The sequence below is a fragment of the Okibacterium sp. AC114 genome (genome assembly GCF_979253355.1).
In genome coordinates this window covers 2,318,888-2,339,086 of the sequence record NZ_CEEDBR010000001.1, presented here as the reverse complement: position 1 = coordinate 2,339,086, position 20,199 = coordinate 2,318,888, and the positions used below count along the sequence as shown (strand labels likewise).

18 protein-coding genes and 1 tRNA gene are annotated in these 20,199 nt (G+C 62.0%); 14 read left to right on the top strand and 5 right to left on the bottom strand.

Annotated features, from left to right (window positions below; genetic code table 11):
* Positions 1 to 5: 5 nt before the first annotated feature.
* The 3 genes from ACZ6IE_RS10830 to ACZ6IE_RS10820 are packed head-to-tail and all read left to right on the top strand — an operon-like array spanning position 6 to position 3,746.
* Complete coding sequence (locus ACZ6IE_RS10830; RefSeq protein WP_464607956.1) at positions 6 to 995, top strand: glycosyltransferase; 990 nt, start codon at positions 6 to 8, stop codon at positions 993 to 995.
* Positions 985 to 2,448: a lipopolysaccharide biosynthesis protein gene (locus tag ACZ6IE_RS10825; protein ID WP_464607955.1), complete on the top strand. Its 1,464-nt coding sequence runs from the start codon at positions 985 to 987 to the stop codon at positions 2,446 to 2,448. Before ACZ6IE_RS10830 ends, ACZ6IE_RS10825 begins: the two co-directional genes overlap by 11 nt.
* Before the next feature lie 53 nt (positions 2,449 to 2,501).
* Complete coding sequence (locus ACZ6IE_RS10820) at positions 2,502 to 3,746, top strand: polysaccharide pyruvyl transferase family protein (RefSeq protein WP_464607954.1); 1,245 nt, start codon at positions 2,502 to 2,504, stop codon at positions 3,744 to 3,746.
* Between the two features lie 12 nt (positions 3,747 to 3,758).
* Here the strand turns inward: ACZ6IE_RS10820 and ACZ6IE_RS10815 are convergent, their stop codons facing one another.
* Entirely contained in the window at positions 3,759 to 5,078 is a 1,320-nt protein-coding gene (locus ACZ6IE_RS10815) for a NosD domain-containing protein (protein WP_464607953.1), read from the bottom strand.
* A 269-nt stretch (positions 5,079 to 5,347) separates the two neighbouring features.
* Here ACZ6IE_RS10815 and ACZ6IE_RS10810 point away from each other — a divergent pair, with 269 nt between their 5' ends.
* The 3 genes from ACZ6IE_RS10810 to ACZ6IE_RS10800 all read left to right on the top strand — a co-directional run bounded on the left by ACZ6IE_RS10810 (position 5,348) and on the right by ACZ6IE_RS10800 (position 9,261).
* Positions 5,348 to 7,174 carry a DUF4012 domain-containing protein gene (locus ACZ6IE_RS10810; protein ID WP_464607952.1) on the top strand — a complete coding sequence of 609 codons (1,827 nt, stop codon included), beginning with the start codon at positions 5,348 to 5,350 and terminating at the stop codon, positions 7,172 to 7,174.
* Positions 7,175 to 7,242: 68 nt separating this feature from the next.
* Positions 7,243 to 7,785 carry an LPXTG cell wall anchor domain-containing protein gene (locus ACZ6IE_RS10805; protein ID WP_464607951.1) on the top strand — a complete coding sequence of 181 codons (543 nt, stop codon included), beginning with the start codon at positions 7,243 to 7,245 and terminating at the stop codon, positions 7,783 to 7,785.
* A 168-nt stretch (positions 7,786 to 7,953) separates the two neighbouring features.
* Entirely contained in the window at positions 7,954 to 9,261 is a 1,308-nt protein-coding gene (locus ACZ6IE_RS10800; RefSeq protein WP_464607950.1) for a UDP-glucose dehydrogenase family protein, read from the top strand.
* Between the two features lie 729 nt (positions 9,262 to 9,990).
* On the opposite strand, the gene ACZ6IE_RS10795 is transcribed toward ACZ6IE_RS10800, so the two are convergent.
* A complete protein-coding gene (locus tag ACZ6IE_RS10795; RefSeq protein ID WP_464607949.1) occupies positions 9,991 to 11,001 on the bottom strand; it encodes a DMT family transporter in 1,011 nt (336 codons plus the stop codon).
* Positions 11,002 to 11,034: 33 nt separating this feature from the next.
* Between ACZ6IE_RS10795 and ACZ6IE_RS10790 the strand changes: the two genes are divergently transcribed.
* From ACZ6IE_RS10790 to ACZ6IE_RS10780, 3 genes are all read left to right on the top strand, one after another.
* Complete coding sequence (locus ACZ6IE_RS10790) at positions 11,035 to 11,634, top strand: TetR/AcrR family transcriptional regulator (protein ID WP_464607948.1); 600 nt, start codon at positions 11,035 to 11,037, stop codon at positions 11,632 to 11,634.
* A gap of 298 nt (positions 11,635 to 11,932) precedes the next feature.
* Complete coding sequence (locus ACZ6IE_RS10785; RefSeq protein WP_464607947.1) at positions 11,933 to 12,955, top strand: acyltransferase family protein; 1,023 nt, start codon at positions 11,933 to 11,935, stop codon at positions 12,953 to 12,955.
* Positions 12,956 to 13,396: 441 nt separating this feature from the next.
* The gene (locus ACZ6IE_RS10780; protein ID WP_464607946.1) at positions 13,397 to 13,933 is read left to right on the top strand and encodes a hypothetical protein; all 537 of its coding nucleotides are present in this window, start codon (positions 13,397 to 13,399) and stop codon (positions 13,931 to 13,933) included.
* 148 nt (positions 13,934 to 14,081) lie between these two features.
* Here ACZ6IE_RS10780 and ACZ6IE_RS10775 read toward each other — a convergent pair whose 3' ends face one another.
* On the bottom strand, positions 14,082 to 15,116 hold the full coding sequence (locus ACZ6IE_RS10775) for a zinc-dependent alcohol dehydrogenase family protein (RefSeq protein ID WP_464607945.1): 1,035 nt from the start codon (positions 15,114 to 15,116) through the stop codon (positions 14,082 to 14,084).
* Between the two features lie 252 nt (positions 15,117 to 15,368).
* Here ACZ6IE_RS10775 and ACZ6IE_RS10770 point away from each other — a divergent pair, with 252 nt between their 5' ends.
* The 3 genes from ACZ6IE_RS10770 (at position 15,369) to ACZ6IE_RS10760 (ending at position 17,279) form a co-directional block, all read left to right on the top strand.
* On the top strand, positions 15,369 to 15,947 hold the full coding sequence (locus ACZ6IE_RS10770) for a hypothetical protein (RefSeq protein ID WP_464607944.1): 579 nt from the start codon (positions 15,369 to 15,371) through the stop codon (positions 15,945 to 15,947).
* Between the two features lie 361 nt (positions 15,948 to 16,308).
* Complete coding sequence (locus tag ACZ6IE_RS10765) at positions 16,309 to 16,797, top strand: hypothetical protein (RefSeq protein WP_464607943.1); 489 nt, start codon at positions 16,309 to 16,311, stop codon at positions 16,795 to 16,797.
* Positions 16,794 to 17,279: a hypothetical protein gene (locus ACZ6IE_RS10760; protein WP_464607942.1), complete on the top strand. Its 486-nt coding sequence runs from the start codon at positions 16,794 to 16,796 to the stop codon at positions 17,277 to 17,279. Before ACZ6IE_RS10765 ends, ACZ6IE_RS10760 begins: the two co-directional genes overlap by 4 nt.
* Before the next feature lie 36 nt (positions 17,280 to 17,315).
* Here the strand turns inward: ACZ6IE_RS10760 and ACZ6IE_RS10755 are convergent, their stop codons facing one another.
* Positions 17,316 to 17,813, bottom strand: a complete 498-nt coding sequence (locus ACZ6IE_RS10755) for a VanZ family protein (protein ID WP_464607941.1) — start codon at positions 17,811 to 17,813, stop codon at positions 17,316 to 17,318.
* Between the two features lie 169 nt (positions 17,814 to 17,982).
* Here ACZ6IE_RS10755 and ACZ6IE_RS10750 point away from each other — a divergent pair, with 169 nt between their 5' ends.
* Positions 17,983 to 18,705, top strand: coding sequence for a hypothetical protein (locus tag ACZ6IE_RS10750; RefSeq protein WP_464607940.1), 723 nt, complete (start codon positions 17,983 to 17,985; stop codon positions 18,703 to 18,705).
* Positions 18,706 to 18,712: 7 nt separating this feature from the next.
* A tRNA-Pro gene (locus ACZ6IE_RS10745) sits at positions 18,713 to 18,786 on the top strand.
* Between the two features lie 91 nt (positions 18,787 to 18,877).
* Here ACZ6IE_RS10745 and ACZ6IE_RS10740 read toward each other — a convergent pair.
* On the bottom strand, positions 18,878 to 20,122 hold the full coding sequence (locus ACZ6IE_RS10740; RefSeq protein ID WP_464607939.1) for a DUF1254 domain-containing protein: 1,245 nt from the start codon (positions 20,120 to 20,122) through the stop codon (positions 18,878 to 18,880).
* Positions 20,123 to 20,199: the final 77 nt, after the last annotated feature.

The window sequence follows — 20,199 nt, the reverse complement described above, 5'->3', positions numbered from 1 at the left end:
CTCGCGTGAAACTGCGCATTTTGCAGTCCAGTCCCAGACAATCCGGTTTCATCACATTCGTCGATCTCATAACTGACGACCAAATCGATTCGATCCCTTTCTCTTGGAAGGCCGCGCTACTTGGTCGCTATGACGTCTTGCACGTGCACTGGCCCGAGATGTTTGTGCGTGACACATCGTTCCTGAGACGAATAGTTAAACGCGCAATGTACGTCTTCTTGATGGTGAAGCTGAAAATCTTCAAAATTCCCATCGTGCGCACGCTACATAATCTGCGACCACACGAAGCGGGATCCAAATTGGAGGCTTTTCTCATTGGGTGGCTAGAGCGGAGCACAAACGCCTACGTCAGCCTGAACCCGTTCTCTAAGGTTCCGACCAGAGCGCCCAATCGATTGATCCGTCACGCCGCCTACGATGAGGTATTTGCTCGTTTTCCCCATATCCCTCAAGTGCCGGGTCGCGTGCTGTATTTCGGGTTGGTCCGGCCATACAAGGGTGTTGAATCGCTTTTGACTGCATTCAGCACCGTCCGACTCGCCGCCACCCTGCGCGTCGTTGGGCGCCCCAGCGACGATCTGAAATCCCTCCTGGAAGTCGCGCAGGTGACGGATTCGAGGATAACTGTCAATGCGAGGTTCGTCTCTGACGCGGAACTAGTGGGAGAGATAACGTCGGCGGAACTTGTAGTTCTTCCCTACGCTAAGATGCACAACTCGGGCGCCCTTCTAGCAGCCCTTTCGCTGAATCGGCATGTATTGGTTCCTGACACCGAGGTCAATCGTTGGATTGCGTCCGAAGTCGGCGAGGAGTGGTTTTCGTTCTTCTCATCGCGTCTGACCTCCTCCGATATCGAGAATGCAATCGTGTCCGCCACCAAACAAGCGCAACCACCCAACCTGACAAATCGGTCGGTCGAAGCGGCGCGGGCTGCCTATCGAGACGTTTTCGCACGGGCAATTCGCGAACGAGGGGGAAGAAAAAGTGGCGGATAGAGGAGGACTCGGGTCGCTCGCAGCAAGAGGGGCTTTCGTCACATTTTCCGGTCAGCTGGTGCGGATTCTGGTGCAATTGGCCAGCGTCACCGTACTCGCACGTTTGCTGGCGCCGTCCGATTACGGCGTAATCGTTATGGTGACAGCACTGATCGGGGTTGGCGAGATCTTCAGAGATTTCGGGCTCTCCAGTGCCGCAATTCAGGCAAAGGTTCTCAGCCGCCAGGCGCGAAGCAACTTGTTCTGGATGAACACCGGCCTGGGCGTCTTGTTAAGCGCCTTGGTTTTTCTGTCCAGCTGGTTCATCGCCGCGTTCTATAGCGACGATCGCTTGACCGCTGTGGCGCAAGCATTGTCGATTACCTTCATGCTCAACGGCATGTCGACGCAGTACCGTGCCAGCCTCAACAGGGACATGAAGTTCACTGCTTTAGTCCTAGCTGATCTGGCAGCGGCTGTGATTGCCTTGATCGCTGCAGTTGTCACCGCTATCTTGGGCGCCGGATACTGGGCGCTCGTGGCGCAACAACTTACTTTGCCCGCCGTTAGTCTTCTGGTCCTAGTAATCTTCTCTCGCTGGCTTCCTGGATTGATCAGGCGAGAGGCAGGAATGAGCGCCCTTGTAAGATACGGGGTGAACGTATCGGCGGCGCAAGTGCTCACTTACGTAGGCCGAAATTTCGATAGCATCTGGATCGGAAACCGGTTCGGCGCGAGCGCTCTCGGATACTACGACCGAGCTTTTCAGTTGTTGATGCTTCCCCTCAATCAAATAAATGCTCCAGCCACGAAAGTCGCGTTGCCTGTTCTTTCGCGGCTGCAAGATGATTCTGCTCGGTACGACGCCTTCCTTCTCCGCGGACAATCCATCTTGCTCAACGTAATTGTCCCAATTTTTGTTTTTGCGTCGAGCAGCGCGGCAATATTGGTTCCGCTCGTTCTGGGTTCTCAATGGGCGCCAAGTGTGGTTCTCTTCCAGGTACTCGCGCTTGGCGGTTTAGCGAAAGCCGCGGCGTACGCAACGTATTGGGTAGCGCTTTCCAAGAACCTCACTCGTATTAGCCTGCTCTTGGCATTGGTCACGACGCCTCTAACTATCGGTGCCATCATCATCGGCTCTTCATGGGGAGTTCTTGGGGTCGCAATAGGTGTTGGCGGTATCAGCTTCGTCATCTGGCCTCTAGGCCTGTGGTGGTACGGACTGCGTTCTGATGCGCCTGTTTGGAATATGTTCAAGAATGGGCTCCGCACGATGGCTGCCTGGGCTGTCCCGGGAGTTGCGACCTGGGTCACTGTAGGTCAGATTCGCGAATTACCCGTCCTCATTCAGCTTCTGATCGGTGCTGGCATCTTTGTTGCTGGTGGCGCTTTGATGGCGCTCATCTGGCCCAGTTTCCGGCGGGACATTTTCACAGTCGCGGCGAGTGCGCGGCTGTTGCGCAAGAACCGCTAGCCGCGCTAACACGTGGGCGACCGTAAATGAATCTAGTGAAAGGGACTGCAGGCATGATCCTGAGACTTCGAGAAAAGTTGCGCAACTTTGCTGCGGGCAGTAGAGCTTTAGGCATCGTGGAAGGTGGTCTTGAGAAAGCGCTGGTCGCGCACGTGCGGCGGGGAAACCCGGCGTCTGAGAAGCAAAACCTGAACGTGTTGCTCGTAGCGCCGGGTTCGGGCAGCGTCGGTGATCAAGCCATGTTTGAGGCTTTCTCATACAACACCGAAAATGACCTACTTGTCGTCTGCCGCCGACGAAGTGACTTGCTTCGTGTTCCCGACTTGGGTGCGCGAAAAGTGCATGTCTTGGTGTTGGACAAGCTGCTTTACGGTTCGGTTCTGCCGCATCTCGCTCAGTTCCTGCGGCTCCTCAACGCCCTGAGGGACGCTCGATCGTTCAGCGTAGTTGGTGCCGACATCATGGACGGCCTCTACAGCCCCTTGGCATCGGAACGCCGATTCCGAATTGCACGGTCTGCCGCCCTGTTAGGGCTAGACTCTCGAATTCTAGGGTTCAGCTGGAACAAATCACCAAATAGCCGCGCCAATCGAGCAATGCTGAATGCCAGTACCCATGTGAAGCTCATGGGGCGAGACCCTGGGTCAGCTAATCGACTTCGTGACTCCGGCGCTGAAAATGTGGTCGACGTTGCGGACCTCGCATTCTTGGTACCCAGGGAGCCCCTCCATGTGCCCGGTCTTGAGGCTTGGGCAACCGAACAGCGTGCCGCTGGTCGAGAGGTGGTTATCTTGAATGCGAACTACCTGCTCGAACGCCACTTCGATCAAGTGTCCGTCTATAGCAAGTTTGTGAAAGAAGGGGTCTCGCAAGGACGGTCATACATTCTGTTGCCTCACGACTCGCGCACCGCGAACAGCGACATTCACCTGCTTGCTCGGATCCGGGACGCCGTGAACCAAGAAGAAGTTTTCCTGCTTGACGAAGTACTCATGCCAGGACAGGTCATAGCGGCTGCAACCCTTGCCGACTACGCGATTACAGGGCGGATGCATCTGGCAATTTTGTGCGCGAATGCCGGCATCCCTGCAATTGCGATGTCCTACCAGGGGAAGATCGAGGGGCTTTACCAGCGGTTGGGGCTCTCATGCTGGATCGATCCCGGCGACAATATTTTGACGGACCTGGAGACTGTTTCGACTGGCCTAGCGCGAGACCTACCCATGCAACGCGAGGTCCTCTCGGCGCACCTTCCGGCCATTGTGGACCTTGCGCGCCTGAACGTGAATGGCATCTAGCGCCCGCGGCTATCACCAGTCGTCAAAGGTCGTCTCCGTTGCGTCTTGAACGCCGGATACCTTGGTTTCCACGTCAACAAAACTGTTCTGGCCAATCATGGTTCGGCCGGGACTTTCATTCTTTACTTTTCGCAGAACTACGGCACGCCGGGATCCAAGAAAGGTGTTTGAGGTAATCAGGACGTCCCTCGATCCTGCCTCTATGAGAATGCCGTCATAACCCGTCGTCGACGCGAAAGTATTGCTCGCAATGTTTGTGTTCTTGGCTTTGCTAAGCCTCACGAGAGTCTCTTTGCCTGAGGGCGACGGGATGAAAATGTTTCCCGCAATTGTGACGTTCTCTGCTCCTTCTAGGGCAATAGCTTCGCCATTGCCCGTGTGTAGGTTATTCGAAATGATGCAGCTTGTCTGTCGACTTGTATCGCGTCGGTCATCCCCGATTCCGACCCGATTATCTTGAATGGTGCATTCGAGTATTCTCGAGAAGGCGGTGGACCGAAGTGTGATTCCTTTGTTCGAGGAACCGCGAATTCGACAGCCCGAGATCCGAGTGAAGTCGCTGAGTACGACGATCCCCTCTTCGCAGTTGTTTATCTCGGATTCAGTCACATCGATGCCCAGCGAGCCGCTCAATATATAGATACCGTTGTCGAGCATGCCTGAGACCATTGTTTGGTCGATCCGGACGGCGCGCGATTCCTGCACCAGTACGCCGACGCATCCTCGTTCGACTACTGACCGTTCAATGGTCACTTGATCGGAGAAGAATACGCCGATGCCATAGACCTGACCGTTGGGCTGCCCTTTATCGTTTCGAAGCTGTTCGGTGTCCTGCGCTGAGCCGTAATCATAAATACGAACAGTATTCAGCCGTGCACTACGAACTTTTCGAAGTTCGATTGCAGAATGGAGTGGCGCCATCGTTGGGTTGTTTCCGACGCGGATGCTCGAGACGATGAGGCCGAGGACTGGCGAATGCAAAGCATCCGAACCGACCGCAACTGCGGTGTGAGAGCGTTTGTGTAGATCGATGTATCCATCGTTTCCATCCAATTCGAAGCCATTGGCTTGTTCGCAAATCAGCACCGGGTCACTGTGGTCGGCAATGAGGTGTGTGGACGGAGATAGGGATAGCTTCGTGCCGTCTTTACGGATTTGAAGTGAACGCCGGAGAACGATTCGCCCCCCAGCGATTTTCACGGGCCGACCAGAATCTAGCGCAACTTGGATCGCATCAGCTTGGTCCGCATTGCCCTTCGCGGCCTTTATGACGATGACGTCCTCGTCTCCAGCGGGCCGTGGGTCGAAGCCGACAAGGCGCGCGAGGGTCACGGCTCCCAGCGCGGTGGCCGCATATCCTAAGAAAGCGCGTCGGCGAGGTTCTCGCGGACGAGGCTCATGCGACGGGTCCATGCTTTACCTCCCTCACAAAGCTCAGGCGTCTTGCATCCCCCGCGAGGCTATCGGACACGCGTTTCAACCATGAGTCGTGCGCAATAGACGCAGTGTACGAGCATCCGGGCCCGCGGGTGCTCATCTGAGGCTACGCCAGGTAATGTTTGGCAGGGCGGCCTGACGCCCTTCCGGAATATGGGGACTCAATGGTTGAAGAAAATTCTCATCGCTCGCGGTCGAAATCGCGCCGTCGGTCACGAAGAAGTGGACGCTCTGCACTCATCGTCACTGCCGCCCTGGTGGTCATCGTGTTGGGCGCTGTCGCGTGGGTGGGTGTCCGGGCTTTGATGGCGAAGGGGGAACTCGAAGCCGCGGTGCCCCTAGCGGCGTCACTGAAAGATGCTGTAGCGCAAAATGACATGGCGCTTGTGTCTAGGACATCTTCCGAACTTCACCGACACTCATCATCGGCCGCCGCACTCACTTCCGACCCGATTTGGCGTGCCGCCGAAATCGTGCCTTTTGTGGGACCGAATCTGGCAGCGGTTCGCCAACTGGCTCAGGTCACGGAGGACCTGTCGACGAACGCGATAGGCCCGCTCACTCGGCTTGCCACTTCGATCGAACTCTCGGATTTCAAACCGGTTGAAGGTGCAGTCGATTTGCGCCCCCTTGTGAGCGCCCAGCCAGTAATCGCGCAAGCTTCGACCGCCCTTCGCAGCGCCAACAAGCAGCTAGACGCGATAGACACTTCTCGCACTCTTGGTGCAGTAGCTGAAGCCAAGAGCAAGCTCAGTGATCAACTCTCAACTATTTCTCCGACGATCGAGGTCCTACGTAACGCCGTAAGTTTGTTGCCCTCGATGCTCGGTAATGAAACGCCACGGACGTATCTCGTACTATTCCAAAATCCTGCCGAATTAAGAGCGACGGGCGGCATTTCCGGCGCCATGGCGCTCATCAAGACGGATAACGGAAAAATCAATTTGGCGCAGCAAGCTTCATCCTCAGACTTCCCGCACTATGCGCAGCCAGTCGCAGATTTGCCTATTGACACCAGAGGTCTCTTCGGAGACATCGTTGGCGAATACATTCAAGACATCAACTTGACTCCGAACTTCCCTCTATCAGCGTCTTTGGCGAAGAAGATGTGGAGCGACCGATTCGGGACCGAAGTTGACGGCGTTATTTCCATGGACCCTGTTGCGTTGGGTTATCTTTTGGAGGCAACAGGGCCGGTGAAGCTGGCCACGGGTGATGAGGTGACCTCGTCAAATGCCGTTTCTCTATTACTCAATGAGGTCTATAAGCGATATCCCGTACCTGCACAGCAAGACCTCTTCTTCGCGTCGGCTGCAAAGGCTGTGTTCGACAAGGTGGCCAGTGGCGATCTAGACCCGTCAGAGCTCATCGAGGCCCTTAGCAGATCCGGAGCGGAAGGCCGAATTCTCGTTTGGAATAGCCAGTCGGACGAGCAAGCCCAGCTTGCCGGCACATCCCTAGGCGGAGCCCCCCTGCCTTCTCGCGGAAGCAAGAATAGTTTGGGCCTATATCTGAATGATGGAACTGGCGCGAAAATGGGGTACTACCTTGACGTGGCCACCGCTGCGGGCGCCACAACGTGTCGTGATGATGCTCGCCCGTACGTCGGCGTTCAGGTGACCCTGACGAACTCGGCGCCAATCGACGCTGCAGGTCTCCCCAGTTACATCACCGGTGCCGGCGAGTACGGCGTGGCGGCGGGAACAATCCGCACCATTGTTTCTGCTTACGGCACTGCAGGCATGGCTAACTTAGGGGTGGCTCGAGACGGGGCGGTTGAGGCTTCTCACAGTGCGCAAGACAATGGGATGCCCGTCACTCAGTTCTCAATCGATCTGGCGCCAGGCCAAAGCGCGACTCTTCTATTCGGTTTCATAGGAGCCGCTGGTGAAACCGTGCAATCGCCGAAGGATCTATTGCAGACAACGCCATTTATTAACATGAATGAAACCTCAGAGTTGGCACTGACCTGTGAATCTGCTCTATGGTAGAGACTGTCTACTCAGGAGAGCGTGGCCACACGTCTCCTTTCATAATCCAATTCGGGGGTTACATCCACATGGCAAAGAAGATTTTCGCAGGCCTCGTGCTTGCGGTCCTCGCGTTCTTCTCGGTTCCCGCCGCGGCAAACGCTGCCGGCTACGTGCCGAGCACCAACATCTCGGGTGACAACACCGTTGTCGCCGGTGGCACGACCATCATCAACTTCGCTCCGGGCTCCTTCGCCGGCAGCGAGAACGTGTCCATCACCATCACCGGCGCTGGCTCGGCCACCATCGGTGCTTTCAAGGCTGAGACCATCACCGTCACCAAGCAGGCAGCTGCTGACGGCTCGCTCAGCATCTCCGTCAAGCTCCCCGCCGGCGCCACCGGCACCTACTCGCTGACCGCGACCGGTGTCACCTCGGGCAACGTGGGAACCTACACCATCACCGTCGTTCCGGCCGACTCGGCTAACGGCTCCGGCTCGGGCGCACTGCCCGACACCGGTTCGTCCGTCTCGATGCTGGCCGTTTGGGCCGGTGCCGGCGCGCTCCTCCTCGGTGCCGCTCTGATCGCCGTCATGACGGTCGTTCGTCGCCAGCGTCTCGCGCAGGACTAATCACCTAAGAGTCGCAACCGCTCGAAGAGAAGGGCCCCAGATCCTCACGGAACTGGGGCCCTTCTTCTATGCAGCGACCACGGCTTATGTAAATTCTTTGTGCACACGAAGCGTCGTATAGGCCGTCTTTCCTCGGCGGCTACCCTGCGCAGATAGGCTTGCAGCACTATGAAAATGTCAGTAATCGGATGTGGATATCTCGGCGCTGTACACGCGGCTTCAATGGTCAAACTCGGCCATGAAGTCGTTGGTATCGACGTCGACAATGCGAAGATCGATGCTCTAGCGGCCGGTCATTCTCCTATCTACGAGCCGGGGCTTCCGGAGCTCCTCGTTGAGTCAGTAGGCAGTGGACGTTTGACGTTCAGCACCGATCCTTCGGCGGCGAAGGGGAGCAAAGTTCACTTCGTTGCGGTGGGAACACCCCAGAAGGCGGGAAGCTACGCGGCAGACCTTCGGTTTGTCGACGCAGCAGTTCAAGGGTTGTTGCCCTACCTCTCTGAAGGTGATCTCGTCGTAGGAAAGTCCACGGTTCCGGTCGGGACCGCTGAGCGCCTGGCGAAGATGGTTGAGCCGACCGGTGCGCGCCTGGCTTGGAACCCTGAGTTCCTCCGCGAAGGATTTGCCGTGAAGGACACCATTAGCCCGGACCGGCTCGTCTATGGTCTCCCGGCCGATGCTGGTGATGCCGCTCGAGCTAAGGCGTTGCTCGACGAGGTGTACGCTGAAGCGCTCGCGGCCGACACCCCTCTCGTTGCGACCGACTACGCGACCGCCGAGCTCGTCAAGGTCGCCGCCAACGCATTCCTTGCGACAAAGATTTCGTTCATCAACGCGATGGCAGAGATTTCAGAAGCCACCGGGGCCGACGTGACCCAGCTCGCCGACGCAATCGGGTACGACGCTCGTATCGGGCGCCGGTTCCTGAATGCCGGTGCCGGGTTCGGTGGCGGTTGCCTTCCGAAAGACATCCGTGCGTTCTCTGCCAGGGCTGAAGAGCTCGGTAAGGGCGAAGCGCTCAACTTCCTCAAGGAAGTCGACGGCATCAATTTGCGTCGCCGCGACCGTGTCGTCGAGCTGGTAGTCGAAGCGTTGGGTGGTAGTGCCTACAACAAAAAGGTCGCAGTGCTCGGTCTCGCGTTCAAGCCGGACAGCGACGACATCCGTGACTCGCCGTCGCTTGACGTTGCCGTGCGCCTGAATGGTCTCGGCGCGAACGTTGTCGCTAGCGATCCTCAGGCCATCGCCAACTCTCGGCGTATGCACCCGCAGCTCGTGTTTGGAACGACCGAGGAGGCTCTGCAGGATGCGGATGCTGTAGTCGTCGTGACCGAGTGGAAAGAGTACCGAGAGCTGGATCCGAAAGCTGTCGGCGAAATGGTTACGTCGAAGATCGTGATCGACGGACGCAACTGCCTCGATGTCGCAGCCTGGCGCGATGCAGGCTGGAAGTACACAGGAATGGGCCGTCGATAGGGGGCCAGCAAAGGTCTGAAAGGCGGGCTCTCATTCGTGGGAGCCCGCTTTTCTTGCAATAGGCGCGACGGTTTGGTCGCGTGCGCTCTCTGTTGCCATCTCGCTGTCGTGCGTCCAAATGAACTCACTCGCGGCTCGGAGCCTTGATAGCGGCTGGGGGCTCGAGCATCCAATTGGGGGTTAGGGCTTTCTTCTCGCGGGGATGCGTGGGAGAAAGAGAGGCCGGCGTTGTGCCCGGTGGCGGGGTGTTGCTTAAGGGGAGACTGCGTATGAGTGGGCAGAACGAGTATGGGCTTGATGTGAGCGGATCAGAGGAGCGCCGCATCGGAGGTGTCCAGCCGATGGGCCAGCAGGAGGCTGGTGCGGCACGGCCGCGGGTGTGGGGGTTGATTGCGTGGGCGGCGGGGGCCGTCGTGGTGGGGGCGGTGTTGGCTGTGCCCGTGATGATGCTGGCGCAGTTGGTGTCGTTGGGGCGCGTGTCGGGGGACTGGACGAGCGATGAGTACGCGTTGTTTGCGTGGATTGCGTATACGGCTCTGGCTGTTCTGCCGATCTCGTTGCCGGGCGTTTTCAACGTGATCATGACCGTGGTGTTTGCGGTGCTGGCGCGGGGGAAGCGCGGCATCCTGTGGGTTCAAGGCTGGGTATGGGCGTTGAGTGGTGTGGCCGTGCTGCCCGCGATCGTGCTGGGGCTGTGGGGGCCCGAGATGGACGTGCTCGGGGACAACTTCACCTTTGTGCTGATGAGTTCGAACGCTGTCGGCTGGGCGGTGATGGTTGCCGTGTGGGGTGTGGTGCAGCGGCGGCGGCAGAAGACGCAAGGTCTTCAGGCGATGAGCGGTGGCGCGGGGGCAGAAGCACGAGTGTGATGGCGGCGGCTCCAAGGAGGAGGCCCGCGGCTGTGGCGAGGGTGAACGGTTCGCCGAAGATGAGGGCTCCGAGGACGGATGTTGCCGGCGCCACCAGGAAGAGCAGCGCGTTCAGGCCCGTGATGCCGAGGTGGCGGAGGAGCGCCCAGTAGAGCGCGTAGGCCAAGAGGCTGGGGATGAGGGCCGTGAGGGCCGTCGCGAACCAGAAGCTGGGCTCGGCGGGCGGCGCCCAGGTGTTCGTGGCGACGGCGACGATCGTGATGGCGACGAGGGAGACGGCGGAGTGCACCGCGAGGGTGGGGAAGACTCCGAGCGTTGACGAGGTGCGGCGCTCGAGGAACGTCGCCGTGACGAGGCAGGCCAGCGCGACGAGGGGGAGCAGGTAGGCGGGGTTGGGGGATGCGGCGGCTGCGGCATCCGACCAGACGATCATGACCACGCCCGCCGCGCCGAGTGCCAGGCCGAGCCATTGGAGTGCGCGGACGCGGAGGCCGAGGAGCGGGCCGACCAGGGTGGCCACGACGAGCGGTTGGACGGCGTCGATGAGGGCGGTGGTTCCCGAGGAGACGCCGGCTGCGACGGCCAGGTAGATGGGGACGACGTAGCCGAACTGGGCGAAGAGGCCGATGGTGAGGTGTGGGCGGATATCGCGCCAGGACGGTATGCGCAGGTGTCCGCGGGCCGCTAAGAAGAGCGCGCCGGCGGCTAGAAGGCCCGCGACGAGGACGAAGCGCCAGAGGACGAACGTGATGGGGTGCGTTTCGGCGGTGCCGGCTTTGGCGATGAGGAAACCGGAGCTCCAGCTCAAGACGAAGACCACCGACGCGGCGGTCAGGAGGACAGGGCGAGGTATACCGATCTGTTTACTCATGGGTCCGACTATACAGGGCGGTATAGTTGCGGGATGCGAAAAGAGTTCGAGCCCGAGGTGGCGCCCGTGATGACATCCGGGGCGACGAAGGTATTGGCGGCGGCGACGGACCTGTTCTATCGCGAGGGGATTCATGCGGTGGGCGTCGACGCCATTGCGGCGGCAGCCGGGGTGACGAAGAAGACGCTGTATGACCGGTTCGGGTCGAAGGATGCGCTCGCCGTGGCTTACCTGCGCGGGCGCGATGAGCGGTGGCGGGCCTATCTGGCGGCCGGCCTCGAGAAGGTGCCGGCAGGGACGATCGACCGCGTGCTGGCCGTCTTCGACATCACGGATGCGTGGGCGCGCGAGAACCTGTCGAAGGGGTGCGGGGCGATCAATGCGCGCGCCGAGTTCGAGGGGATCGGCCATCCGATCGCGGGTGAAGCGATCAGGCAGAAGAAGTGGATGCGTGAGCTGTTCGCCGACCTGTGCCGCGAGGCTAGGGTCGATGACCCCGAGGGGATGGCTGACACTCTCATGTTGCTGCACGAGGGCGGGCTTGTGACCGGCGGGATGGGGACGTTTGAGAGGCCATTCGCGGTTGCTCGGGTTGCTGCCGAGCGGTTGATGCGGGCTTCCGTCGAAGCGTAAGCGCGCGCAGCCCTGGCCGTCGGATTGCTTGTTCGCAATATTGGATGCCTGCTCGTCGGAGTCGTTGAGATGCTGACGAGCTGAATGAGGTTGCACCTGTTCGAGTTATGGAGCAGCGGAGGCCGCTGACACTGATTCTTCGCCGTTCATTCGGGGTGATAAACGCGGTTAGTGGAAGGGTCTTTTCTTCACTGAAAGCTTCTATGCTCCTTCTGTGTCATCGCATGTCGAAGAGCCTTAGAGTAGCCAAATAACGTAGGTGTGTCCGGGCGAAACGTTAAACCACTATGGTTACGCGGTGACTACAACGAGCCGCGCCGAGCCTGGCCCCTTCGCCGCTACCAATCCACGCGAACCTTGGATCGACATAGCGAAGGGAACGGCGATCGTGCTCGTGGTGCTGCACCACACCTGGCAATTTCTGGGCTCCCAAGGCTGGTCTGTCGGGTGGTGGGATGCTACCGACGAAGCCCTCACCACGCTTAGGATGCCCTTGTTCTTCACCGTATCGGGCATGCTTGCGGCGAAGATTGTCACCAAAACACTGCGAGAAGTGTTCGTCGGAAAAATAGCTTTACTGCTCTACCTTTACCTGCTCTGGAGCTTCGCGCGTTCAATCTGGTTCTCGTTCGTAGAATGGCCGCTTAGCGACTTCTCGCCAGTCGGAAATTTCGCCCTCGCCCTTGTGTGGCCGACGAATGGTCTCTGGTATCTGTACGCGCTGGCCGTATTCACCTTTGCTGTCTGGGCCCTCCGGAAAGCATCTAGCGCGGTTGTGATCCTTGCAGCCGTCATAGTGTCCATTGCCTTTGCCTCGACACCTTTGACCACAGGTAACTGGGTATTCGATAACTTCCTTACGTATTTCATTTTCTTCGTTGCAGGTAGCCGGTTGCGGCATTTGATAGTCGCAGCGGTGAAAGCGTCGACGCCCTGGCACGCAATCGGCCTCGCAGTCGGATACATCGCCTTGACCATCGGTGCGTCTGTCATTGGCGGACGAATCGAGGCACTGGCTCGCGTGCCCCTATCCGCCCTCGCGGTTGGCGCAGGCCTGGCTATCTCACTCCAGCTGGGCCGATCTATCGTGGGCTTGCCGCTCGAGAAAATTGGGCAACAAACTCTCCCTATCTACGTCACTCACATCTTCATCATCTCGCTCGTTGTCTTCATACCGTCATCGAGCGGCGTCCCGCTGTCGGTGCTGGCGTTCATGGCGACGTCTGCTGTTGCGATTACGGCATCGCTGGCCATTTATCGAGTCGTACGGGTTCCGGGTGTCTACTCGCTGCCCTGGGCTAAACCAGAAATGCGCCGCTAGACGCTTACGCGACCGCGGGTTGTCTGTGGTGTGCGGCTACGTCCGTTGAGCGTTTAGAGGCTTGGCTAGCATTCTGAAAATACTGCGCTGAACCATGCGCGGAGCGCGCACGGTCAGCAAAGGTCCCAGTCTGCGCTGTATCGCCTTCCGCTTGCGCCGTGAAGGCCGTGCCCCAAATGCTCGCTTCAATCGGGCTTCAACTTGTGACAGTGGTAGCGAACCCGCGGATGGGCACCGTCGCAGTGTTCGAAACACATAAGCCAACACGGAATGAGACCTCAGAGGGGACAACGGGGGTCGTGATACGAGCTGAGCGAACAACGGACAAATTGTGACAAACCGGAAACGATTGCGCGCAGGCGCTGCTCGGGGGTGGGTGTGTCCGATAGCGTGGGCGCAGCGCGGGTGTCGCGCAGGGGGTTCGGGGGAAAGATGCGAACGATGACGTCGATGCGGGTGGCTGCGGTTGGTGCGGTGGCCGTGGCGGGGGTGCTGGTGTTGAGTGCCTGCACGAACGGGCCCGAACCCACGGGGTCGCCGACCGCCACCGCGACCAAGAGCGCGACGCCGGTGCCGACATCCACCACGACGGTCACCGCGACACCGACGGCCAGTGTGACGCCCACGGCTGCGCCGCCCGCCGAGGGAGGGGACGGGGGAGCCGCACTGGCCCCCATCAGCAAGACGGCCGCCTACAACGAGTGTGTGCCGTGGGCGAGCATCAGTTCGTCGAACCCCGGGGCCGTGACGGTGAACAGTGAGGCTGAGTCGACGATCATTCGCCGGGCCGACGGCCAGTGGTTCCTGCACATTCCTTATAAAGACCCCGAGAACAACGACCCCGCTCCCACCGTGGTCGTGTGCGTGATCGGCGGGTCGGATGCCGCGCCCACCACGGATTTCGCCAACCGGTCGTCTCTCATCGAGCCACTCCCGTACAGTCCGGACAGCTGGGAAGACCAGGTCCCCACGCACTGAGCGATGTGAGCCTCGCTGAGGGTCCACCCTCCGAAGCTTGCAGCGCCTGGACGCGATGTTGCTGAACGCGGGGCGCTGAACGCGGGGCGCTGAACGCTGGGCGCCGACTTTCCCCGGGGCCGGCTGTCTGGGCGTTTGAGTGCCTCGGCTACTCGGCCGGGTGGATGACCGTGATGCCCGTGGGTGGGGCCGTGGCCGTGAGGGGCAGCAGGGTGGCGCCCTCGGCGAGGGTGACGGCGCCGCCGACCAGGTCTTGGGGGCGCAGCGTGCCGTCGGCGACGAGGGTGAGCATGGCGGCGTAATCGGCGGCGGCCATGCCGTGGCTGCCTAGCAGGTCGAGTTCCCAGCCGATGACGCGGTCGAGGGGGAGGCGCGGCAGTTCGTCGGCCGAGAGCAGGCCGATCTGCACGTGGCGGCCGCGGCGGCGCAGGGACAGGAGCGCGTCGGTGCTGGTGGATGCCGAACCGACGGCGTCGAGGGCGACGTGGGCTCCGCCATCCGTGATGCTGATGACCTGGTCGACGACGGATGCTGTCGCCACGACGGTGGCCTCGGCGCCCACGCTGCGGGCGAGGGTCAGGGCGTCGGGGTTGCGGTCGATGGCGACGACGCGCGCGCCGAGGGCCGAGGCGATCATGACGGCGCTGAGGCCGACGCCTCCGGCGCCGAAGACGGCCACCCACTCGCCCGGCTGCACGTCGGCTCGGGCATGCACGGCGCGGAAGGCCGTGGCGAAACGGCAGCCGAGGCTGGCGGCCGCGTCATCCGAAATCGTGTCGGGCACGGCGACGAGGTTGGTGTCGGCGGCGTGGATGGCGACCAGCTCGGCGTGTGAGCCCCAGCCCGTGAAACCCGGCTGCGTCTGGTTCGGGCACACCTGTGCGTTGCCGCCGAGGCACCACTCGCATACGCCGCAGCCGCACACGAACGGCGACGTGACGCGGTCGCCGACCGACCAGTTGCTGACGCCGGCGCCGACGTGCTCGATGGTTCCCACGAACTCGTGGCCCGGAACGTGCGGCAGGTGCACCGTGTCGTCGTGCCCGGCCCACGCGTGCCAGTCGCTGCGGCACAGGCCCGACGCGGCGACCCGGATGACGACGCCACCATCGGGTGCGGTCGGGGCCTCGACCTCGCGCACCTCGGGTGCGGTGCCGAAACGGTCGTAGACGATTGCTCTCATCGGGGGAGCTCCAATCGGGGATGTTGTGCGGGGCTGTGCGCGGTCGGGTGTCGAGGTGCGGGTGTCGGCGCACGGTTGGGGCTGTCGGCTGTCGGCTGTCGGCTGCCGGTGTCGACGCCCAAGACCACGCTAGTCGCCGAACGGAGCAGCCGAGGATGCAGGGCCGGTGACGGGATCTCGGCCGCCAGGTTCGCTAAGTATCAGAATGTTAGCTTCGGGGAAGTTGATTGTCTGATTCGAAGGGCTCCGCCGTTGTTCACAAAAGTAGTTGTTGCAGTAGTCATCGGCGCCGCCGCGCTCGCCGGTCCGATCGTTGCGGGCGAGGGCGGGGCGGCGAACGCAGCCGTGACCGGGTACGTGCCGAACACGTCGGTCACCGTCTCGGGCGAGCGGGTGCCGGGCGGTGTGATCGTGATCGACTTCTCGCCGGGGTCGTTCGGCCCCGGGGAAGCCGTCGTCGTGACAGTGACCGGTAGTGGTGGCTATGAGCACACCGAGCGACTCCTGGCCGGGGCTGACGGGGCGTTGCGTTACGAGTTCCGGGTGCCTATGGATGGCGTGGGTAGCTTTGACGTGGTCGCGACGGGTGTGTCGAGTGGAAGCATCGGCATGGCGCGCATCGACCTGGTGCCGGCGGATGCGGGTGGTCCGGCATCCGGTGCACTGCCCTCGACCGGGCTGCGCGACCCACTGCTGGTGGCGTGGGTCGGGGGCGGCGCAACCGTGCTGGCGGGGGCCATGGTGAGCACGAGTGTGCTTCGGCGGCGACAGCGCGCGCGGCGCTATGTGACGCGGCCGATCAGCGGGCCGCGGTGGCCCTCGCTGCAGTAAATCCCGGCGGCGGCGGCGACACGCCGCTCACGGTCGTGTGCGATCACCCGATAACGCCCCGAACCTGGGAGCGGCGCCAGAAAAGCCGAACGGCTTCTGAGTCTCGGGGGAGGGGCTCAGAAGCCGTTCGCGGCCTGTTGTCTGGGCAGGTCGTGGCTACAGCATACGTCCTTCTTAAGGTGGACAACCTGAACATTTGGTCGAAAACATCGGCGTGTTGCCAAGAAGACGGGATTGCGGAAACCCGCAACGGCGTCAGGTGCTGAAAGAGCCGGTCATAACCGGGTTGGGTGCTTCATCTTCGAGAAGACCCGCGAATGCCGATAGGTTGTTTCCAGGGGACAGAAGACCCGGGGGATTCATGACACGGCACCACTTCTTTACGCGCACGCTGGGTGCCAGCATGCTGGCCGCGGGCGCGGTAGTGGCGCTCGTCGCCTGCTCGAGCCCGACGCCCACACCGACCGTCACGGTCACCGACGCACAGACCGTCACGCCGTCGCCTGTGGCCGAAGAGGTCGAGCGTGTCGGCGAGCTCACCGGCCCGCAGGCGTGGGGCCTCTGCTACGCGCTCACCGTGAAAGGCGACGTGCTCGGCAGGACGATCGAGCCGCCGCTCTACGCCGATAGCGTGGTCGAGGCCCGTTCTGACGACTCCTGGTTCATCGGTTTCAACGGTGAGGTGTCCTCTGAAGGGACTTCGGCTCCGGGCCGCACGTGGTGTCTCATCAGCGGTCCGCCCGAGAACTTCAGCGACATCGCGCACGCGAGCGAGGTGGGCAAGGCCATCCAAGACCTCGACCCGCAGGCCGACCGTGATGACGCGCAATTCTCGGGGAGCGAATCATGAAGCGTGTGACCCAGGCATCCATCGCGGGTGCGGCTGTCGTGCTCGCCCTCTCGCTGGCGGGATGCTCGACGGCCGAACCCCAGCCGGCCGCCACCGTGACCGCTACCTCTGTCGAAACCCTCGCGCCCGAAGTGACGAAGGCACCCCTCGCCCCGCTCACGGCCGAGGAGGCCTACGGCGTGTGCGACGCGCTGATTCTGCGCGAGACGTCCGACCAGGTCACTTACACGCACGAGCCCTTTGCCGATTCCACGATCGTGCAGCGCCCCGACGGCTGGTGGTATGTGGGTGTCGAGGGAACGACCACCACCACCGAGACTGGTCAAACCCAGGTGTCCGGCGACTTCTGCTTGATCAAGGGCACGATCCTCGACACTGAAGTTCACTCCCTGAGTTCGCAGCTCCGGTCGATCGCCGACCTCGATCCGCAGGCTCCGCTCGACGACGAGCAGTGGGGCGCCTCGGGCCCGGGCGGCATCTAGGCGTTCAGTCGTCCACTCACCCAGGCGCCCAGCTGTCTAACGACCGCGCAGGATGCTCTCGCGCGCCGCTTGCATCTGCACCAGGTCGGCGGCCCGCCGGCGTTCGCGGTCGCGGCGTCGCACGCGTTTGACGATGACGATGGCGATGAGGGTGCCGAGGATGGCGCCGGACGTGTTGGCTGCGACATCCAGGATGCTGGCGAAGCGGTGCGGCAACAAGAGCGCCTGACAGAGCTCGATGCCGAAGCTGAGGCTGGCGCACAGCAGCGGCGAGAACCACAGCAGCCAGCGGGGGAGCGCGAGCGCGACGAGCAGACCGAGTGGCAGGAACATGAGGATGTTTGCGCCGAACTCGACCATGCCGTAGGTGACAAAGCGCGGCAGGCCCACGCCGTAGAGGGTGTCGAGCACGCGCGCGATGGTGCCGCGGGCGCCCGCGTCGACGGGGGTGGGCCAGAAGACGATGACGAGCACGGCGACCGTGACGACCGCGAGCAGCCAGCTCGAGATCTGTCGAAGTCGGATGTCGGTCATGCGGTCCTCGCGCTCGGAAGGGTGGCCAGGGGGCCGTCGGATGGATCCGCGCCGATCGTGTGCGCCAGCCTACCCCCGACCGCCGACGCGCGTAGTGTGGATGTGCGCGCCACGCCGTCCGATGTTTCGAACACTTGTTCGAGTGGGGGTTTTTCTCTACACTCGCCATATGGAAGTTCTGTTCGATCATCTCGCCCGTGCCGCCGCCAAGGTGGGCACGCAACGTCTTCGCTCGCCGTCGGCCACGTCGCCCTCGGCCGTCTATCGCCAGCTGCCCGACGACGCGCTCAACCAGGCGCTGTGGCAGCTCGGCGAATTGCAGCGCGCCACCGAAGCGCTGTCCGCCGTCATCGCCGGAGAAATGCTCACGCGGGATGAGGGGCGTGCCGACGTCACCCTGCGGCGCATCCGCGGCCTCACGCGCGCCTCGGGCGACACCGTCGAACGTCTGCTGCGCGTCGGCACGGTCGTCGCCGAAACCGAGCAAGCCATCGATGCGGCCGCCACGTTCGACGAGGCGCAGCCGCTGTGGCGGGAGCGCGGTGTCGCGGATGCGGCATCGAGCGCGGACGAGGAGGGCGACACGTCGCTCGGCTCTCAGCCCGTGCACCTGCCATGGGCCGCACCCGTCGCGCTCGCCGTCGTCGCGGGCGAGCTGTCGGCCGAGACCGCCGGGGTCATCCTGCGTGGGCTCGCCCCGGCCGTCGAACGCGCCGATGTGCGCGAACTGCAGGCCGCCGCCGAGTCGCTCGTGCTCGCCGCCACCGAGCACACGCCCGAATGGTTGGAGCGCCAAGCATCCAAGATCTGCTGGCGGTTGTCGTCGCCCGTGTCGGTCGCCGGCCGTGTACGCGAGGGCCGAGAATATCGGCTATCCTTAGTGAGGCCTTAGGGCCAATCGGGGTGTGGCGCAGCTTGGTAGCGCGCCTCGTTCGGGACGAGGAGGTCGTGGGTTCGAATCCCGCCACCCCGACACACACAGCAACACGCAGTAGACACAGAAGCCCGGCCAGACAGAAATGTCAGGCCGGGCTTCTGTGTTGAGGGGCTTCTGTGTTGCCGGGCTAGCCGAGCGCTTCGAATGGGGGCGGCTCGTAGGCGCCGTTCTGCACCGCCTCGCTCGGGCCGTAGAGACGCAGGATGAGGTAGGTGTCCTTCTCCGGGATGGGAAGGAAGTTCGGGTCGCTCTGTGCTGCGGCGGTGTCGGCCCCGAGCTCGAGTGTGAAAGTGCCGTCGTCGTTGGCGACCATGGTGCGGTCGCCGCGAGAGTGCCGGTTGATGTCGTTATGGGCCATCAGCCTGTTGTCGACCCCGTAGGCGGTGTACGACCAGAACTCGCTGACGTCCGGAGGCAGGAAGGTGGCTCGGTAACGTTTGCCGTTCGCGCCGTTGAGGGGCAAACCATCCGACCCGGTCTCGACCTTCAGGTAGACGGACTCGATCGGCGGGAGTCCCCATTGGCCCACATAGGTGCCCTCGGCGAAAAGGTCGCGCGGTCCGGTTTGTAGGTCGTCGCGTGTGCCGAGGAGCTGTTTCGAGTTCGTCATCGACGGCGCTAGCGCGACGATGTGAGCCATGCCCAGCTGTCGCCCACGCTCGGCGGCCTCGAGCTGCTCAGCCGTGAAATCGGTCTTGCCGGGTTCGAGGCCGATCTCGCGGTGAGGCGACAACCACTCGGCATCGGCTTCGGCCATGGTGCCGTCGGCGAGCACGAAGTCGACGCGTTCGAGCCAGGTCGAGGTCGAAGGGTCGGGAAAGGTGCGTTCGACCGGTGCCGGCGATTCGGTGCCGAGATACTCGGAGAGGGGCTGAAGCATCCAGGCGTCCTGAAGTGCGCGCGCGGCGGTGAGGTCGTCGCCGCCGACGGTCATGATGCGGCCCATCACCTTGATCAGATTCGACTCCGACCGGATGACCTCGTCGACCCCCTCGGGCACCTCGCCGGCCCACGCGCCGCCCGCGAACAGGAATACCCCGCCCCGGGTGCCTCTCGTGCGGGATCCGATCATCGCCGTCGTGTAGTGCCCGAGGTCCATGGTGTGCAGAATCCAGTAGCGGCCCTCGTCGAAATCGGGGATGGTGACGACGACGGGTTCCGCCGCGACATCGAACCAGCCCTGCAGGTGCAGGGTGTCGTTATTGATGGTCGGATGCGCGGTGTAGGTGTCGTCGGCCAGGTCGCGCAGTCGCTGGAATTCGTTCAGCGGCAGGCCCGGCTCGATCGTCGTTTCGTAGAGGAACTTGTATGCCTCGTCGATCGAGTACCCGTACAGATACGCGTCGCGGGCCGAATCATCCGAAATTGTCACTGGATCCTCCTTGATGCCGATGCCGATGCCGATGCCATTGCTGGTTGGCTCCCAAACTGCCATATCCCCGCCCGGAC

What these genes read in the sequence shown, in the direction of transcription:
- ACZ6IE_RS10820 (WP_464607954.1), top strand. Translation starts at nt 2,502, where the DNA reads ATGATCCTGAGACTTCGAGAAAAGTTGCGCAACTTTGCTGCGGGCAGT.
- ACZ6IE_RS10810 (WP_464607952.1), top strand. Translation starts at nt 5,348, where the DNA reads ATGGTTGAAGAAAATTCTCATCGCTCGCGGTCGAAATCGCGCCGTCGG.
- ACZ6IE_RS10805 (WP_464607951.1), top strand. Translation starts at nt 7,243, where the DNA reads ATGGCAAAGAAGATTTTCGCAGGCCTCGTGCTTGCGGTCCTCGCGTTC.
- ACZ6IE_RS10800 (WP_464607950.1), top strand. Translation starts at nt 7,954, where the DNA reads ATGAAAATGTCAGTAATCGGATGTGGATATCTCGGCGCTGTACACGCG.
- ACZ6IE_RS10795 (WP_464607949.1), bottom strand. Translation starts at nt 11,001, where the DNA reads ATGAGTAAACAGATCGGTATACCTCGCCCTGTCCTCCTGACCGCCGCG.
- ACZ6IE_RS10790 (WP_464607948.1), top strand. Translation starts at nt 11,035, where the DNA reads ATGCGAAAAGAGTTCGAGCCCGAGGTGGCGCCCGTGATGACATCCGGG.
- ACZ6IE_RS10780 (WP_464607946.1), top strand. Translation starts at nt 13,397, where the DNA reads ATGACGTCGATGCGGGTGGCTGCGGTTGGTGCGGTGGCCGTGGCGGGG.
- ACZ6IE_RS10775 (WP_464607945.1), bottom strand. Translation starts at nt 15,116, where the DNA reads ATGAGAGCAATCGTCTACGACCGTTTCGGCACCGCACCCGAGGTGCGC.
- ACZ6IE_RS10765 (WP_464607943.1), top strand. Translation starts at nt 16,309, where the DNA reads ATGACACGGCACCACTTCTTTACGCGCACGCTGGGTGCCAGCATGCTG.
- ACZ6IE_RS10760 (WP_464607942.1), top strand. Translation starts at nt 16,794, where the DNA reads ATGAAGCGTGTGACCCAGGCATCCATCGCGGGTGCGGCTGTCGTGCTC.
- ACZ6IE_RS10755 (WP_464607941.1), bottom strand. Translation starts at nt 17,813, where the DNA reads ATGACCGACATCCGACTTCGACAGATCTCGAGCTGGCTGCTCGCGGTC.
- ACZ6IE_RS10750 (WP_464607940.1), top strand. Translation starts at nt 17,983, where the DNA reads ATGGAAGTTCTGTTCGATCATCTCGCCCGTGCCGCCGCCAAGGTGGGC.